The organism is Mycobacterium toneyamaense, assembly GCF_055384815.1.
On sequence record NZ_AP040333.1, the window covers coordinates 4,475,578 to 4,491,976 of the forward strand.

At 67.3% G+C, this 16,399-nt stretch carries 16 protein-coding genes; 11 read left to right on the forward strand and 5 right to left on the reverse strand.

Features of this window, described 5'->3' with window-relative positions:
• Nucleotides 1–19 precede the first annotated feature (19 nt).
• Together ACZ5IQ_RS21575 and ACZ5IQ_RS21580 are read right to left on the reverse strand one after the other, a co-directional pair.
• Entirely contained in the window at nucleotides 20–1,309 is a 1,290-nt protein-coding gene (locus ACZ5IQ_RS21575) for a thymidine phosphorylase (RefSeq protein ID WP_464480236.1), read from the reverse strand.
• Nucleotides 1,310–1,394: 85 nt separating this feature from the next.
• Complete coding sequence (locus tag ACZ5IQ_RS21580; protein ID WP_318986371.1) at nucleotides 1,395–1,790, reverse strand: cytidine deaminase; 396 nt, start codon at nucleotides 1,788–1,790, stop codon at nucleotides 1,395–1,397.
• A gap of 225 nt (nucleotides 1,791–2,015) precedes the next feature.
• Here ACZ5IQ_RS21580 and sdhC point away from each other — a divergent pair, with 225 nt between their 5' ends.
• From sdhC to ACZ5IQ_RS21600, 4 genes are read left to right on the forward strand one after another with little or no spacing between them, the layout of a single operon-like run.
• Nucleotides 2,016–2,450 carry a succinate dehydrogenase, cytochrome b556 subunit gene (sdhC, locus tag ACZ5IQ_RS21585; RefSeq protein ID WP_212806679.1) on the forward strand — a complete coding sequence of 145 codons (435 nt, stop codon included), beginning with the start codon at nucleotides 2,016–2,018 and terminating at the stop codon, nucleotides 2,448–2,450.
• 59 nt (nucleotides 2,451–2,509) lie between these two features.
• Entirely contained in the window at nucleotides 2,510–2,929 is a 420-nt protein-coding gene (locus ACZ5IQ_RS21590) for a succinate dehydrogenase hydrophobic membrane anchor subunit (protein WP_061002042.1), read from the forward strand.
• A gap of 11 nt (nucleotides 2,930–2,940) precedes the next feature.
• Nucleotides 2,941–4,695, forward strand: coding sequence for a succinate dehydrogenase flavoprotein subunit (gene sdhA, locus ACZ5IQ_RS21595; protein ID WP_212806680.1), 1,755 nt, complete (start codon nucleotides 2,941–2,943; stop codon nucleotides 4,693–4,695).
• A 1-nt stretch (nucleotide 4,696) separates the two neighbouring features.
• Entirely contained in the window at nucleotides 4,697–5,482 is a 786-nt protein-coding gene (locus tag ACZ5IQ_RS21600) for a succinate dehydrogenase iron-sulfur subunit (protein WP_020102797.1), read from the forward strand.
• A 60-nt stretch (nucleotides 5,483–5,542) separates the two neighbouring features.
• Here the strand turns inward: ACZ5IQ_RS21600 and ACZ5IQ_RS21605 are convergent, their stop codons facing one another.
• A complete protein-coding gene (locus ACZ5IQ_RS21605; RefSeq protein WP_464480237.1) occupies nucleotides 5,543–6,406 on the reverse strand; it encodes an endonuclease domain-containing protein in 864 nt (287 codons plus the stop codon).
• 144 nt (nucleotides 6,407–6,550) lie between these two features.
• Between ACZ5IQ_RS21605 and ACZ5IQ_RS21610 the strand changes: the two genes are divergently transcribed.
• Together ACZ5IQ_RS21610 and ACZ5IQ_RS21615 are read left to right on the forward strand one after the other, a co-directional pair.
• A complete protein-coding gene (locus ACZ5IQ_RS21610) occupies nucleotides 6,551–7,528 on the forward strand; it encodes an AurF N-oxygenase family protein (RefSeq protein ID WP_464480238.1) in 978 nt (325 codons plus the stop codon).
• Complete coding sequence (locus tag ACZ5IQ_RS21615; protein WP_464480239.1) at nucleotides 7,528–8,958, forward strand: FAD-dependent oxidoreductase; 1,431 nt, start codon at nucleotides 7,528–7,530, stop codon at nucleotides 8,956–8,958. Before ACZ5IQ_RS21610 ends, ACZ5IQ_RS21615 begins: the two co-directional genes overlap by 1 nt.
• Here ACZ5IQ_RS21615 and ACZ5IQ_RS21620 read toward each other — a convergent pair.
• Nucleotides 8,934–9,668, reverse strand: a complete 735-nt coding sequence (locus ACZ5IQ_RS21620) for a TetR/AcrR family transcriptional regulator (protein WP_318987331.1) — start codon at nucleotides 9,666–9,668, stop codon at nucleotides 8,934–8,936. The two genes, ACZ5IQ_RS21615 and ACZ5IQ_RS21620, sit on opposite strands and share 25 nt — an antisense overlap.
• 83 nt (nucleotides 9,669–9,751) lie before the next feature.
• On the opposite strand from ACZ5IQ_RS21620, the gene ACZ5IQ_RS21625 reads away from it, so the two are divergent.
• Together ACZ5IQ_RS21625 and ACZ5IQ_RS21630 are read left to right on the forward strand one after the other, a co-directional pair.
• On the forward strand, nucleotides 9,752–10,330 hold the full coding sequence (locus tag ACZ5IQ_RS21625; protein WP_464480240.1) for a carboxymuconolactone decarboxylase family protein: 579 nt from the start codon (nucleotides 9,752–9,754) through the stop codon (nucleotides 10,328–10,330).
• A 110-nt stretch (nucleotides 10,331–10,440) separates the two neighbouring features.
• Complete coding sequence (locus ACZ5IQ_RS21630; protein ID WP_293012501.1) at nucleotides 10,441–11,232, forward strand: phosphatidylethanolamine N-methyltransferase family domain-containing protein; 792 nt, start codon at nucleotides 10,441–10,443, stop codon at nucleotides 11,230–11,232.
• A gap of 30 nt (nucleotides 11,233–11,262) precedes the next feature.
• Here ACZ5IQ_RS21630 and ACZ5IQ_RS21635 read toward each other — a convergent pair whose 3' ends face one another.
• Nucleotides 11,263–12,168, reverse strand: a complete 906-nt coding sequence (locus tag ACZ5IQ_RS21635; protein WP_318987329.1) for a sigma-70 family RNA polymerase sigma factor — start codon at nucleotides 12,166–12,168, stop codon at nucleotides 11,263–11,265.
• A gap of 82 nt (nucleotides 12,169–12,250) precedes the next feature.
• Here ACZ5IQ_RS21635 and ACZ5IQ_RS21640 point away from each other — a divergent pair, with 82 nt between their 5' ends.
• The 3 genes from ACZ5IQ_RS21640 to ACZ5IQ_RS21650 all read left to right on the forward strand — a co-directional run bounded on the left by ACZ5IQ_RS21640 (nucleotide 12,251) and on the right by ACZ5IQ_RS21650 (nucleotide 16,398).
• On the forward strand, nucleotides 12,251–13,960 hold the full coding sequence (locus tag ACZ5IQ_RS21640) for an APC family permease (RefSeq protein ID WP_464480241.1): 1,710 nt from the start codon (nucleotides 12,251–12,253) through the stop codon (nucleotides 13,958–13,960).
• Nucleotides 13,961–14,055: 95 nt separating this feature from the next.
• Complete coding sequence (locus tag ACZ5IQ_RS21645; RefSeq protein WP_464480242.1) at nucleotides 14,056–15,054, forward strand: SMP-30/gluconolactonase/LRE family protein; 999 nt, start codon at nucleotides 14,056–14,058, stop codon at nucleotides 15,052–15,054.
• Between the two features lie 96 nt (nucleotides 15,055–15,150).
• Nucleotides 15,151–16,398 carry a D-alanyl-D-alanine carboxypeptidase family protein gene (locus ACZ5IQ_RS21650; RefSeq protein WP_318987326.1) on the forward strand — a complete coding sequence of 416 codons (1,248 nt, stop codon included), beginning with the start codon at nucleotides 15,151–15,153 and terminating at the stop codon, nucleotides 16,396–16,398.
• Nucleotide 16,399 lies beyond the last annotated feature (1 nt).

The following is a 16,399-nucleotide window of genomic DNA, read 5'->3' on the forward strand; positions in this document are numbered from 1 at the left end:
ACCACCGTTGGTTTCGCGGCTATTCGACGCGGTCGAGCACCACGGGACGCTGCGGCGGCGCAGTGTCGTCCACCGACCACCCGCCGTCGAGTTCGGCCAGCGCAGACGGCAACCGCTCGGGGGTCTCGGTGTACAGCGTGAACAGGGTCTCACCGGCCGCGACGGGCTCACCGCTGCGCCGGTGGAGGTACAGCCCCGCCCCGGCCTGCACCGGGTCTCCGGGCTGGGCCCGTCCCGCGCCGAGCCGCCACACCGCCATCGCCACCGCCATGGCGTCGACGTCGCCCATCACCCCGCTTCGCGACGCCACGACCGTCTCGGTGTGCGTCCCCATCGGCAGGGGCGCATCGGGATCGCCACCCTGTGCGGCGATCAGTTGCCGGAAGCAGTCCATCGCGGTGCCGTCGGTCAGGGTCTGGGCGGGGTCGACGCCGTCGAGGCCGGCCACGTCGAGCATCTCGCGCGCCAGGGCGACAGTCAGTGCGACGACGTCGTCCGGGCCGCCGCCGGCCAGGACGTCCAGCGACTCGGCGACCTCGATCGCGTTCCCGACCGCGCGACCGAGCGGCCGGTCCATGTCGGTGAGCAAGGCCCGTGTCGGGACGCCGTAGGCCGTGCCGAGGTCGACCATGGTGCGCGCCAGCTCACGCGACTCGGCCTCGGTCTTGAGGAACGCACCGCGACCGACCTTGACGTCCAGCACCAGCGAGCGGGCGCCCTCGGCCAGTTTCTTGCTCATGATCGAGCTGGCGATGAGCGGTAGCGATTCCGTCGTGCCCGTGACGTCGCGCAGGGCGTAGATCTTGCGGTCGGCAGGCGCCAGGTCGCCGGCCGCGAAGATCGCCGCGCCGATGCCGGAAAGCTGTTGGCGGATAGCGTCTTTCGACAGCTCGGCGGTGAATCCGGGGATCGCTTCCAGCTTGTCCAACGTGCCGCCGGTGTGCCCGAGGCCACGGCCGGCGGCCTGCGGGACAGCGCCGCCGCAGGCCAGGACGACGGGCACCAGCGGGATGGTGATCTTGTCGCCGACGCCGCCGGTGGAGTGCTTGTCGACCAGCGCGAGCGGCCGGCCGTCGCGCCGCAGGCCGGTGAAATCGAAGCGCTCCCCGGAGTCGACCATGGCCGCCGTCCAGCGGGCGATCTCGGCCGGCGTCATGCCGCGCAGGAAGATCGCCATCAACAAGGCCGACATCTGCGCGTCGGCGACGCGCCCATGGGTATAGCCGTCGATCACCCAGTCGATCGCGGCGTCGGACAGCACACCGCCGTCGCGTTTGGTGCGAATGACTGTCGGCGCATCGAACGGCATCGCTGGGATCCTCCTGCCGGGGCCTCGGTCGACCCCATCGAAACTGGTTACCGGCGGGTAATCAGAAGTGTTGCACCGCTTGGCGTTACCGGCGGTTCAGGTCATCCGGCCCGAAGGCGTCGGGCAACAGTTCGGCCAGTGGCCGCGGACCCGATGCGTGATCGATCAACATGGCCGGCCCACCGTGCTCGAGCAGCACCTGCCGGCAGCGTCCGCACGGCATCAACACAGCCCCGGAACCGTCCACACACGCCAGCGCGAGCAGCCGTCCACCACCGCTGGAATGTAGGGCGCAGACCACAGCACACTCCGCGCAGAGGCCAAGGCCATATGAGACATTTTCCACATTGCAGCCCACCACGATTCGGCCGTCATCGACCAGCGCCGCCGCCCCCACCGGGAAGTGCGAGTAAGGTGCGTAGGCACCCCGAGAAACAGCTATTGCCTTGTCGCGCAACAGTTTCCAGTCAATTTCCGGCATCGCTGACACCCCGTTCCCGGCACCCCGACATTGCCTCGAGGACCGACCCGACGACCAAGTAAGTTAATGTAGGCAAACCTAATTTCCGGCGCGGGTTGCCCATTCCCCCCACACGCTAGTTCTGACTGTGCGCAAATTGGGATTAGAGTCGCCCCGAGGTTTGGGCTCGGCACGCGAAAAAGTTGCTGCCGGGTCACGCGTCCACCGACGGCGTTGGAGGTCGAAATGAGTACAGCGGCAGCCGCGGAATCCGCCATACCCGCGCCGCGTTCAGCACAGAAGCGACGGAGCCTGTATCGCGGAGACCCGGGCATGTGGTCCTGGGTGCTACACCGCATCACCGGTGCCACCATCTTCTTCTTCTTGCTGGTCCACGTTCTGGACACGGCTCTGGTCCGGGTCAGCCCCGAGGCCTACAACGAGGTGATCAACACCTACAAGACGCCGATCATCGGGTTCATGGAGATGGGCCTGGTCGCGGCGGTGCTCTACCACGCCCTCAACGGCGTGCGAGTCATTCTGATCGACTTCTGGCAGCAGGGACCCAAGTACCAGCGGGTCATGCTGTGGACCATCCTGGCCATCTGGATCGCGGTCGTCATCGCCGCAGTTGGGGTAGAGGGCATGCACATGGTTGAGCACTACGGGTGGCTCAAGTGACCACGCACACCGATTCCGGCGCCGCCGAGGCGCGCCGCGGGGGCCGTCCGGCCCCGGTCATGGAGCGCGAGCACGACCGCCCCGCCGCCCTCGATCACCCGCGCGCTCCCCGGCGCGCCCGTGGCATCCCCTACTTCGAGAAGTACGCCTGGCTGTTCATGCGCTTCTCCGGCGCCGCGCTTGTGCTGCTCGCCCTCGGTCACCTGTTCATCGGGCTGATCTGGCAGAACGGCGTCTACCGCATCGACTTCAACTACGTCGCGCAGCGCTGGGCCTCGCCGTTCTGGCAGATCTGGGACATGGCCCTGCTGTGGCTGGCGCTGGTGCACGGCGCCAACGGCATGCGCACCATCATCGGTGACTACGCCCGCAAGAACACCACCAAGTTCTGGCTGAACTCGATTCTGCTGCTGGCCACCGGATTCACCCTGGTGCTGGGCAGCTACGTGCTCGTCACCTTCGACGCGAACATCAAATAGGGGCTCGCAGGATGATTCAGGAACATCGCTACGACGTCGTCATCGTCGGTGCCGGTGGCGCAGGCATGCGCGCGGCAGTGGAAGCCGGCCCGCGCGTCCGCACCGCCGTGCTGACCAAGCTGTACCCGACGCGTTCGCACACCGGCGCCGCCCAGGGCGGCATGTGCGCCGCACTCGCCAACGTCGAGGACGACAACTGGGAGTGGCACACCTTCGACACCGTCAAGGGCGGCGACTACCTCGCTGACCAGGACGCCGTCGAGGTCATGTGCAAGGAAGCCATCGACGCCGTGCTGGACCTCGAGAAGATGGGCATGCCGTTCAACCGGACGCCCGAGGGCCGCATCGACCAGCGTCGCTTCGGCGGTCACACCCGTGACCACGGCAAGGCCCCGGTCCGCCGCGCCTGCTACGCCGCCGACCGCACCGGCCACATGATCCTGCAGACGCTGTACCAAAACTGCGTCAAGCACGACGTCCAGTTCTTCAACGAGTTCTACGCGCTCGACGTGGTCCTCACCGAGACGCCCGGCGGCCCCGTCGCCACCGGCGTCATCGCCTACGAGCTGGCCACCGGCGACATCCACATCTTCCACGCCAAGGCGATCGTCTTCGCCACCGGCGGCTCGGGCCGGATGTACAAGACCACCTCCAACGCCCACACCCTCACCGGTGACGGCCTGGGCATCATCTTCCGCAAGGGACTTCCCTTGGAGGACATGGAGTTCCACCAGTTCCACCCGACAGGCCTGGCCGGCCTCGGCATCCTGATCTCGGAAGCCGTGCGTGGTGAAGGTGGGCGCCTGCTCAACGCCGAAGGCGAGCGCTTCATGGAGCGCTACGCCCCCACCATCGTCGACCTCGCGCCGCGTGACATCGTGGCCCGCTCGATGGTGCTGGAGGTGCTCGAGGGCCGCGGCGCCGGACCCAACAAGGACTACGTCTACATCGACGTGCGTCACCTCGGTGAAGAGGTGCTGGAGGCCAAGCTTCCGGACATCACCGAATTCGCCCGCACCTACCTGGGCGTCGACCCCGTCACCGAGCTGGTGCCGGTGTACCCGACCTGCCACTACGTCATGGGCGGTATCCCGACCACGATCAACGGCCAGGTGCTGCGCGACAACGTCAACATCGTTCCGGGCCTGTACGCCGCCGGTGAGTGCGCCTGCGTCTCGGTGCACGGCGCCAACCGCCTGGGCACCAACTCGCTGCTCGACATCAACGTGTTCGGCCGTCGCGCCGGCATCGCGGCCGCCGAGTACGCGCAGAACCACAACTACGTCGAGCTGCCGGACAACCCGGCCGACATGGTCGTGGGCTGGGTCGGCGACATCCTGTCCGACCACGGCAACGAGCGCGTCGCCGACATCCGTACCGCGCTGCAGCAGTCGATGGACAACAACGCCGCCGTGTTCCGCACCGAGGAGACCCTCAAGCAGGCGCTGACGGACATCCACGCGCTGAAGGAGCGGTACAGCCGAATCACGGTGCACGACAAGGGCAAGCGCTACAACAGCGACCTGCTCGAGGCCATCGAGCTGGGCTTCCTGCTCGAGCTGGCCGAGGTCACCGTCGTCGGTGCGCTGAACCGCAAGGAATCGCGTGGCGGCCACGCCCGCGAGGACTACCCGGACCGCGACGACACCAACTACATGCGCCACACCATGGCCTACAAGCAGGGCGCCGACCTCCTGTCCGACATCCGGCTGGACTACAAGCCTGTCGTCCAGACCCGGTACGAGCCGATGGAACGGAAGTACTGACATGAGTGCACCCGTATTGGACAAGCCCGAAGCCGGCGACCCGCCGCTGCCCCCGGTGCCCGAAGGCGCCGTCATGGTCACGCTGAAGATCGCCCGGTTCAACCCGGAGAACCCGGACGCCGCCGGCTTCCAGAGCTTCCGCGTGCCCTGCCTGCCCAGCGACCGGTTGCTGAACCTGCTGCTGTACGTGAAGGGCTACCTCGACGGCACGCTGACGTTCCGCCGGTCGTGCGCGCACGGCGTGTGCGGTTCGGACGCCATGCGGATCAACGGTGTGAACCGGCTGGCCTGCAAGGTCCTCATGCGTGACCTGCTGCCGAAGAAGCCCGGCAAGGACCTGACCATCACCATCGAGCCCATCCGCGGCCTGCCCGTGGAGAAGGACCTCGTGGTGGACATGGAGCCGTTCTTCGACGCCTACCGCGCCGTGAAGCCGTTCCTCATCACGTCGGGCAACCCCCCGACCCGTGAGCGCATCCAGTCGCAGACCGACCGCGCCCGCTTCGACGACACCACCAAGTGCATCCTGTGCGCCTGCTGCACCACGTCGTGCCCGGTGTACTGGAGCGAGGGCTCGTACTTCGGCCCCGCCGCCATCGTCAACGCGCACCGGTTCATCTTCGACTCGCGTGACGAGGCCGCTGCCGAGCGTCTGGACATCCTCAACGAGGTCGACGGTGTGTGGCGCTGCCGCACCACCTTCAACTGCACCGAGGCCTGCCCCCGCGGCATCCAGGTGACCAAGGCGATCCAGGAAGTCAAGCGCGCCTTGATGTTTGCCCGCTAGGGCATTTTGCGTCGAACGTGAAGAAGATCGCGAGAATTCACCCGAATCTCGCGACCTTCTTCACGTTGGGCACCCAGCAGCGCGCAGAGCAGCCCACACCCGCTCGATGACCGTGCGAGGGCGGTAGTTCAGGAGGTTGGCGCCGACCCGCACAATTCGCCACCCCAGATCCCGGTATTCGACGTCCTGGTCGATATCCCGCGTCCGTTGGTTCGGGTCGGTCCAATGCTGAATGCCGTCGTACTGGACGCCGACCTTCCAACGCCGCCAACCCATATCGATACGCCCCACCAGTTCCCCGTATTCGCCGAACACCTCGATCTGTGTGTCGGTGGGCCGTATGCCCGCCTCTGTCAGCAACAGCCGAGTTCGGGTCTCCTGGGGCGACTCTGCACCATAGTCGGCCAATTCGAGAACCCGACGTAGCTGGACCAATCCCCGCATTCCCCGATGGGCGTCGATAAGCGCCTGCACCTCAACAAGTTTCAAATCGCAAGCCTGAAGTAGTGCATCCACCCTGATGACTGCTTTGGTCAGCCCCTTGCGGCGGCCGAGATCGAACGCGGTCCGAGCCGGATTGGTAGACCTGACGCCGCGGAGTTCACAGATTTCGTCGGGATCGAGTGCATCACTGTGCAACAGCACGCCTGCGGCCTTGTGCCTGCTGGGCTGGTTGATCTCGGCGGGTTCGTCGGCGCCGATCCACTTCGATCCATGCAAGGCCGCAGCCGACAGCCCCGCGACAACACCGCGCCGCCCTGACCACAACCAGACGCCGACGGCCTTATCGGCCGGTGTCATCGCGGCGCCACGAGGGATGTACACGTCGCGGTGGATCATGTCGTGCCGCGTATCCAGGTCGTACCGGCTGACCAATCCCGCCGCCAACGCCTCTGAGCCCCGAAAGGGCCAATTGCCCGCCATGCGTATTGGACGCTGACGGCCACCGGCCGGTTCCATGCCCCGCCCAACGTGAAGTAGATCGCGAGAATCCGGGAAAACCTCGCGATCTTCTTCACGTTCGGCCCAGGTATTTACTGGGACCACTGTTCCCGGTAAATTGGAGACATGACTCAGGCAATGGAGCCCGGTTACCAGAACCTCCTCGACGTGCTGTCGGAAGGCTCGGTGCGGCGCCGCTTCGACCCCTACCTCGACATCGCGTGGGATGCCCCGGACATGCAGATCGACCTCAACGATCCGCGCTGGGTGCTGTCCCCGACCATCGACCCGCTGGGCGCCACCGAGTGGTACCAGAGCCAGCCGCTGGAGCGTCAGATCGAGATCGGCCGCTGGCGGACGCTCAACACCGTCAAGGTGGGCGCGGCGTTCGAGAGCATCCTGATCCGCGGGCTGATGGCCTTCATCATGAAGCTGCCCAACAACTCCCCCGAGTTCCGGTACGCGCTCCACGAGATGACCGAAGAGTGCAACCACATCCAGATGTTCCAGGAACTGGTCAACCGCTCCGGTACCGATGTCCCGGGCATGCGGAAGCTCTTCTTCAAGCTGTCGCCGTACATCGGCCTGGTCGGCCAGTACTCGCCGACGGCGTTCATGGCCGGCATCCTCGCCGGCGAGGAGCCCATCGACCACTTCCAGAAGGGCATGATCCGCAACGGCGCCAACCTGCCGCCGGCAGTGCTGCGCACCATGCAGATTCACATCGCCGAGGAGGCCCGCCACATCTCGTGGGCCAACGAATTCCTCAAGACCCACATGCCCGAACGGTCGTGGCGGTTCAAGGCCTTCGCCACCGTCGCCTTCCCGCTGACGCTGCGCTGGCTGGCGCACGAGATCATGGGGTCGTCGAAGTCGTTCGGCAAGCAGTTCGACATCCCGGAAGACGTCATGCGGCAAGCCTTCTGGCGCAGCCCGCAGTCGCGGAAGATCATGGCGAGTTTCTTCGACGAGACCCGCGCGCTGGCCGAGGAGATCGGCCTGATGAACCGCGTCGGCCGCTGGATGTGGAAGCGCTGCGGCATCGCCGGTGAGACGGCCCGCTACCGCAGTGCACCCAACCGCGAGGCACAGTTGATCGCCTGATGCCCCACGTCATCACGCAGTCCTGCTGCAGCGACGCATCGTGCGTCTACGCCTGCCCGGTCAACTGCATTCACCCCACGCCCGACGAGCCCGACTTCCACACCGCCGAGATGCTGTACATCGATCCGGTGGAGTGCGTCGACTGCGGCGCGTGCGTGACGGCCTGCCCGGTCGACGCCATCAAGCACGACGGTTCGCTGGAGCCGACCGAGAAGGTCTTCCTCGAGCTCAACGCCGGCTTCTACAAGGAGCCACGGCCCCGGCCGCTGCTGGCGCCCGTCGTTCCCCCGCTGCAGGTCCGCGCCCCCGGAGCCCTCAGCGTGGCCATCGTCGGGTCCGGCCCGGCGGCGATGTACGCGGCCGACGAAGTGCTGACCATCCCGGCCGCCCGCGTCCGGATGTACGAGCGGCTGCCCCAGGCCGGCGGTCTCGCCCGCTTCGGCGTGGCCCCGGATCACCGGCGTACCCGGGGCGTGTCCCGGCAGTTCGACACCATCACCGCCGACCCGCGGCTGGAGTTGGTGACCGGCGTCGAGATCGGCTCCGACATCACCCACCAGCAGCTGCTCGCCGAGCATGATGCCGTCATCTACGCCGTCGGCGCCGCGACGGATCGTCCACTGGATGTACCCGGAGCGAACCTGCCGGGCGTCAGCTCGGCCACCCGTTTCGTGGCGTGGTACAACGGCCATCCCGACTTCGCCGACGCCGTCTTCGACCTGTCGCGACCGCGTGCGGTCGTCATCGGCAACGGCAATGTCGCGCTCGACGTCGCCCGGATTCTCACCAGCGATCCGGACCGGCTGGCCGCCACCGACATCGCGCCGCACGCATTGAAAGCCTTGCGGCAGAGCAAGATCGACGAGGTTGTAGTCGTCGGCCGGCGCGGGCTCGCGCAGTCGGCGTTCACGGTGCCGGAACTGGTCGGCCTGACGACGATGCCCGACGTCGACATCGTCGTCTCACCACAGGACCTGGCGTCACTGCCGGACACCGATGCGCGCGCCCGCATCCTGCGGGACCTGCCACAACGGCCCGGGAACCGCCGCATCCGGCTGGAGTACCTGCAGTCGCCCACCGCCATTGCGCGCACCACGGCCGGACTGGACATCGAATTCGCCCGCAACGAACTGGTGGCGGCGGCCGACGGCACCATCAAGGTGAAGCCGACCGGCGACCTGCACACCGTCAATGCCGGACTGGTGCTCACGTCGATCGGCTACCGGGGACGGCCCGTGGCCGACCTGCCGTTCGACGCGGCGCGGGGCACCGTCCCCAATGACAGCGGTCGCGTCGACGGTGTCGCCGCGACCTACGTGACGGGCTGGATCAAACGCGGTCCGACAGGGTTCATCGGCACCAACAAGTCCTGCGCACAGGAGACCGTGCGCAGCCTGGTGGCCGACTACAACGCGGGGTTGTTGGCCTGACGGTTCGCCAGCGCGGCCACCACGGCGACGAGCGGCTCATCACGACTGACCTCGAACCCGATGGCCCGTGCGGCACCGTCGATGACGTACCAGGTGAAGTCGGCGAGGTGCGCGATCATCTCGTCGCGGGTGTGCGTCGGTTCCGGCGTGCGCACCCAGGCGAACAGCGTCTCCTCGACCATGGTCACGATCGCCAGCGGGACCAGTTTGAACGCGCTGTCCTCGACGCCGATCGCCAACTGGATGGCGGCGATGATGCCGTCGGCGCGTTCGATGATGCGCAGCTTCAGCTCGCCGACGGCGTCGAGCGTCTCATCCCCCTCGAACGACGGGCCACTGCGCGCGAACTCGTTGAGCCGCGGATGGTCGATCATCCAGTCCGCGACGGCCTCGATGGTGCGGGTCAGAATCTCGCGCAGCGAGCCGTCGGAGATGTCGAGCTTGCTGACCAGGACGGACCCGAAGTCGTCGATGAGGTACGACCGCACCCGCCGCTCGAGTTCCTCCTTGCCGGAGGTCTGCCGGTAGATCACCGACTTGGCGACGCCCGCGCGTTTGGCGATGGCGGCGACGGAGATGTCGGCGCCGGGCGGGCTCTCCTCGAGCAGTTCGATCATCGCCAGCAGGATCTGGGCCCGGCGTTCGGCGTTGTGCTGCTCCCACCGCGCCTCGTACCCACTCACCGAGGCAGAGTTCGGGGCCACAGACATGTGTCTTACGGTAGCCGCCGCCTTCTCATGTGATGCCCGCCACACCCCTGTCACACCTCGCGACGCTGTCTCGTCCAACCGGTATGACCACAACACCACGCATCGAACCCCTGTCCCCGCAACGCGCCGGCCTGCTGACCCGGCTCATGTACCGCTACGCCAAGCGTGAGTTCGGCGAGGTGCCCGAACCGTTCACGGTGGCGGCGCACCACCCGCGGCTGCTGGTCGCCAACGCCGTGCACGAGACACTGCTCAAGAACGGTTCCAAGACGCTGCCCGACTCGGTCCGCGACCTCGCCGTGTTCTGGACCGCACGGACCGTGGGCTGCTCCTGGTGCGTCGACTTCGGCACCATGCTGATGCGCCTGGAGAGCCTGGATGTGGACCGGCTCAAGCACATCGACGATTACGCGACCTCGCCGCTGTTCACCGACGACGAGCGGGCCGCCATCGCCTACGCCGACGCGATGACCACCGATCCGCACAACGTGACCGATGAGCAGGTCGACGATCTCAAGCGCCGGTTCGGCGAGGCGGGTGTCATCGAGCTGACCTATCAGATCGGCGTGGAGAACATGCGGTCCCGGATGTACGCGGCGCTCGGGATCACCGAGCAGGGCTTCAGCTCGGGCGACGCGTGCCGGGTGCCCTGGGAGGCCTAGCCCGAGCGAGCCGGGACTCTCGCTGGCCTCACGCCCCGGCCAGGTGGTAGAACACGTTACAGAAATGACGGCCTCGGCCGCCGAAACCGCCTGTTCAACGAGGACTGCCCATGCACTGGTACACCGGCAACACGTTCTATGACACCGTGCTGACGGCGGCCTTCGCGTTCGCCGCGTTCGTGATCATCGGCGGCTTCTTCGCGCAGAGTTCGTATGGGCGGTTTTCGACGACGAAGCTCGGCCTGAATCTCAACCCGAAGCTCGGTTGGTGGCTGATGGAGATCCCGGCGACGGTCGTGTTCCTCATCAGCTACCTGGCCGGGCCGCACCGCTTCGAGCCGACATCGCTGGTGCTGGCCGGGATTTGGCTGCTGCACTACGCCAACCGGGGCTGGTTCTTTCCGCTGGCGATCCGCCAGGCGCCCGGCAAGCGCGGCACCTTCAACGTGTCGGTGATCGTGATGGGCATGCTCGTGACGTCGATGCACGGCTACCTCAACGGGACCCTGTTCAGCCACGACTTCTTCGGCCAGTACACCACCGCGTGGCTGACCGACCCCCGGTTCCTGGTGGGCCTGGTGGTCTATCTGTGCGGATTCGTGCTCCTGGTCAACTCCGAGTCGATCGTGCGAAACCTGCGCGACAAGAACAACCCCGGCGGTGCGGAGTACCGGATTCCGTTCGGCGGCGGTTTCCGGTTCGTCACCAGCCCGGCGTACCTGGGCGAGCTCATCGCCTGGTCCGGCTTCGCGCTGCTGACCTGGGCGCTGCCCGGGGTGGCCATCCTGTTGATCACCGCGGGCAATCTCATTCCCCGGGCGCTGGGCACCCATACCTGGTACCAGGAGAAGTTTCCCGAGTACCCGACCGACCGCAAGGCCCTGATCCCCTACGTGCTCTAGGGCCGCTGATCAGACCGCAGCGGCGAGCCGCTAATCAGATCGCAGCGGTGACGCCGTGAACTTGTCCGGGTTCGCGATGTCCCACAGCGCGACGACCTTGCCGTCGCGCACCGTCATCGCGGTGACGCGCGGCAGCATCTCCGGATGCTCACCGTCGGCGGGCAGGCCGGGGCTGTACGCACCGAGTTCGCCGTTGACGAGCGCCAGTTGCGACGTCGAAAGCCATTGCGGCCCATAACGTCTGGCCAGCCCGAACAGGAACCGGGCGACCTTGTCCGCGCCGACGATCGTGCGGGGCGCCGTCGGTGCCCGACGGTTGGAGTCACCGGTGAACGTCGCATCGGGATGCAGCAGTTCGACGACGGCGGCCATGTCCCCGCCGGCGAGCGCGGCCATCAGCTTGCCGACGACCTCGTTGTGGCCGGCGTCGGGCGGTGGCGCCGGGGCCTCGGAGACGGCGCGGCGGGCCCGTGACGCGAGCTGGCGGGCACTCGCATCGCTCACGCCAAGCACCGACGCGATCTCGGAGAACGGCACCGCGAAACCGTCGTGCAGGACGAAGGCCACGCGCTGGTCGGGTGTCAGCCGCTCCAGCACCACCATGGCGGCGAAGCGGGCGTCTTCGCCCGCGACCACCGCGGCCAACGGGTCGGACGCGTCGAATCCCGTCACCACCGGTTCGGGCAGCCACTCGCCGAAATAGGCCTCGCGGCGGTGCGCCGCGGACCGCAGCCGGTCCAGGCCGAGGCGGCTGACCACTGTCGTCAACCAGGCGCGGGGCTCTTCGATCGACTCGACATCGGCGCTGTGCCAGCGCAACCAGGCGTCCTGCACGATGTCCTCGGCGTCGGCGTAGACACCGGTCAGCCGGTAGGCGACGGACAGCAGGTGCGGGCGTAACCGCTCGAATTCATCGGTGTCCTGCGCAGTGGTCACAAACACCAACCTACGACTCGGTGTTCGAGCGCGGCGAACCGTAGCATCTCATCGGCAATCAACCGGGATGAGCAGGGAGCAGATGACCACGACAGCGCCAGACATCGTCGCCCGAGACAAAGGCCTCAAACGGGGTGCCCTCGGTCTGGTGTCCAGCGTGGTGGTCGGGCTGGCGTCCACTGCTCCGGCATACAGCCTGGCGGCGACGCTCGGCCTGGTCATCGCCGCCGGCGGCACGCTGCTCGCCGGGGTCAAAGCGCCTGCCATCATGCTCATTTCGTTCGTGCCGATGTACCTCATCGCCGTCGCCTACCAGGAACTGAACAAGGCCGAGCCCGACTGCGGCACCACGTTCACGTGGGCGGCCCGGGCCTTCGGTCCCGTCGTCGGCTGGCTGGGCGGCTGGGGCATCATCGTCTCCGACGTCATCGTGATGGCCAATCTCGCGCAGATCGCCGGGTCGTACTCGTTCACGTTCGTCGGTGACCTCGGGTGGCATTCGGCCGCCGGTCTGGCGAACAGCACGCTGTGGTCGACGGTGGCGGGCGTCATCTGGATCGTGTTGATGACGTACATCTGCTACCGCGGCATCGAGGTGTCGGCCCGGCTGCAGTACGTGCTGCTGACGGTCGAGGTCGTCGTACTCATCGTGGTGTCGGTCGTGGCGCTGGTGAAGGTCTACACGCATCACGGGCATGCCTACTCGATCATGCCGTCGTGGTCCTGGTTCTGGCCTGGCGGAACGGATTTCGGCACGGTGATCGCCCCGGCGGTGCTGGCCACCATCTTCATCTACTGGGGTTGGGACACCGCGGTGGCGTGCAACGAGGAGTCCGACGATCCGGGCCGCACCCCCGGCCGCGCCGCCGTCATCTCGACGTTCCTGCTGCTGGCCACCTACGCGTTGGTCACCGTTTCGACCATCGCGTTCGCGGGCGTGGGCACCGAAGGCATCGGGCTGGGCAACCAGGAGAATGCCAAGGACGTGTTCACCGCCATCGGGCCATCGTTGTTCGGGGACAGCGTGATCGGGAAGATCGGCATGCTGCTGCTGTCGGCGTCGATCCTGACCTCGGCGGCCGCCTCGACGCAGACCACCATCATGCCGACCGCGCGTACCACCCTGTCGATGGGCGTATACCGTGCGCTGCCACAGAGTTTCGCAAAGATTCATCGCCAGTACCTGACACCCACCACGTCGACCATCGTGATGGGCGTGCTGTCGGTGTTGTGCTACGTGCTGTTCACCGCCATCAGCGCCGATCTGCTGACGGCGCTGATCGGTTCGGTCGGCCTGATGATCGCCTTCTATTACGCCCTGACCGGGTTCGCGTGCGTCTGGTTCTACCGAAAGACGTTGACCCGCAACGTGCGTGACTTCATGATGCGCGGCCTGCTGCCGTTGCTCGGCGGCATCACACTGTCGGTGGTGTTCGGCTACGGCCTGGTCCAGTACAGCAAGCCGGACTGGCTCAAGGACGAAAACCACCACGACGTCACCATTTTCGGGTACGGCGCGGTGGGTGTCGTCGGCGTCGTCGGGTTGCTGCTCGGTGTGGTGCTGATGTTCGCATGGCGCGTCGCGCAGCCCGAGTACTTCCGTGGACTGACGCTGCCGCGGCGCCATGACCTGGTGCTTGATACGCCGGCCTCCGTCCAGTCCGCACCGGCGCATTTCGGGTTGCCGGACTCCGGCGACATGCCGACGGTCATCGCCCCGGACCTGTCGAACCTGCCGCCCGGCGAGACGGCCGTGGACACGGCGACGGGCGAAGAGTTCCGTCGCGACTGACGGTCGCCCGGCAGGCAGTCGTGAAAACCCCGAATCCAAACGGAAATTGGAGGTTTTCCCGTCTGCCGACACGTAACAGGCGTTACCGTCTACACGTGCCGCACAAGCCACCCATCAACCCGGTGCGCTGGACCCCGCCGCCGGTCGACGCCCTGCCTGATTTCCCGTCCGCGGAACTCACCATCGTGCCGATGCCCGGCGATGCCCCCGAGGACGTGGTCGTCGGCGCCGACGGCGTGTTGTGGACCGGCCTGGTCGACGGGCGGATCGTGCGGGTCTCCCCCGACGGTGACACAGATGTGGTGGCCGATACCGGCGGCCGGCCGCTGGGGCTGCACGTCGCGCGGGACGGGCGACTGCTGGTCTGCGACAGCTACCGGGGGCTGCTGGCGCTGGATCCCGGCACCGGCGCCCTGGAGGTGCTGGTACCCGACATCGACGGCCGGCCCCTGCGCTTCTGCTCGAATGTCACCGAAACCGAAGACGGCACAATCTATTTCACCGAATCGACCAGTTCGTTCCATTACGAGCACTTCCGCGCCGCGATCCTCGAGGCCCGCGGTGACGGCGGCCTGTACCAGCTGGCGACCGACGGCACGGTCAGCACACTGCGCGAGGGCTTGTACTTCGCCAACGGCGTCACCGTCACCGCCGACGGCACCGCGCTGGTGTTCGCCGAGACGCAGGGCCGTCGGCTCTCGAAGTACTGGCTGTCGGGACCACAGGCCGGCAGCATCACGCCGCTCGCGGTCAACCTGCCCGGTATGCCCGACAACATCTCGACGGGCGCCGACGGGCGAATCTGGGTCGCGTTCGTCACCCCGATCAACGCCGCCGCCGAGTGGCTCGCGCCGCGACCGACCATCCTGCGGCAGTTGGTGTGGCGTCTGCCGGACGCGCTGCAGCCGCAGATGGCGCTGGAGGTGTGGGCCGTCGCCTTCGATCCCGACAGCGGTGCCGCGGTCGCGGGCGTGCGCGGCCGGCACCGTCAGTTCGGACAGGTGACCGGACTCGTCGAGCACGACGGGCGGCTGTGGATGAGCTCCATCGGGGTGCCCGCCCTGGCGCACTGCGCGCTCCCCGAGCGCCGGTAGGCCCCGGTTAGCTAATTCACATTTGTAACTTCAACCCCACTTGTCACAGCGCGGCAACACGGGATCCGGTCATCCGTCACCTAATCTGGCGACACCATGGCGACCACCCGATCAACGTCACAGCGCGCTGCAGCCCTGGCAGCAGCGTTTTTCCTGGCGGCCGCACCGGCGTTGGCCTATGCCGAACCCGACCCGCCGGCCGCGGATCCATGCCCGTATCGGGTGAACACCCCGCCCGCGGTCGACCAGTCCGAGGTGCCCAAGGCGGGCGACCCGCCGGCTCCGATTCCCGTCCCGGCGACGCCGCTCGGCGGCGACCTGATGGGCAGCTGCGGCATCGTCGCTGCACCCGACATGCCACCTCTGCCCGGCGACGTCTCAGCTGACGCCTGGCTCCTGGCCGACCTCGACAGCGGTGACATCATCGCCGCCAAGGACCCGCACGGGCGGCACCGCCCGGCCAGCATCATCAAGGTGCTGATCGCGACGCAGGCGCTGCGTGAACTGCCCATCAACAAGCGCGTCACCGGAACCCCCGAGGATGCTGCCGCCGAGGGCACGCGGGTCGGCGTCGACGACGGCGGTATCTACACCGTCAACGATCTACTGCACGGCCTGCTCATGCACTCGGGCAACGACGCCGCACACGCGCTGGCGATGCAGGTCGGCGGCATGGACACGGCGATCGAGAAGATCAACGACCTGGCGTCCAAGCTGGGCGGTCGCGACACCCGGGCGGCCACTCCGTCCGGCCTCGATGGCCCCGGCATGAGCACGTCGGCCTACGACATGGGCCTGTTCTACCGCTACGCCTGGCAGAACCCGACGTTCGCCTCGATCGTGGCGACGCAGAAGTACAACTTCCCCGGCCACCCGGCCAAGCCCGGCGAACCCGGCGACCACCCCGGCTACGAGCTGGAGAACGACAACAAGCTGCTCTACAACTACCCGGGCGCGCTCGGCGGCAAGACCGGGTACACCGACGACGCCGGGCAGACGTTCGTGGGCGCTGCCGATCGCGGCGGGCGCCGGCTGGTCGCGATCCTGCTGCACGGCACCCGCGTGCCGATCGCGCCGTGGGAGCAGGCCGCACGACTGCTGGACTACGGGTTCGCGACGCCGCCCGGCACCAAGGTCGGCACGCTGATCGAGCCGGACCCGTCGCTCACCCAGCGCAAGCCCGACGCCAAACATCCCGCGGCCGCCCAGGCCTTCGACGGTCTGCCACCGGTCGACGCGGTGCCGATCCGCGTCGGGGTCGGCGTGGTCGGGTCCGCGGTGGTGCTCTCGCTGATGATGGCTGCCCGTTCGATCAATCGGCGCCCACAGCACTCCAACCGGTAGA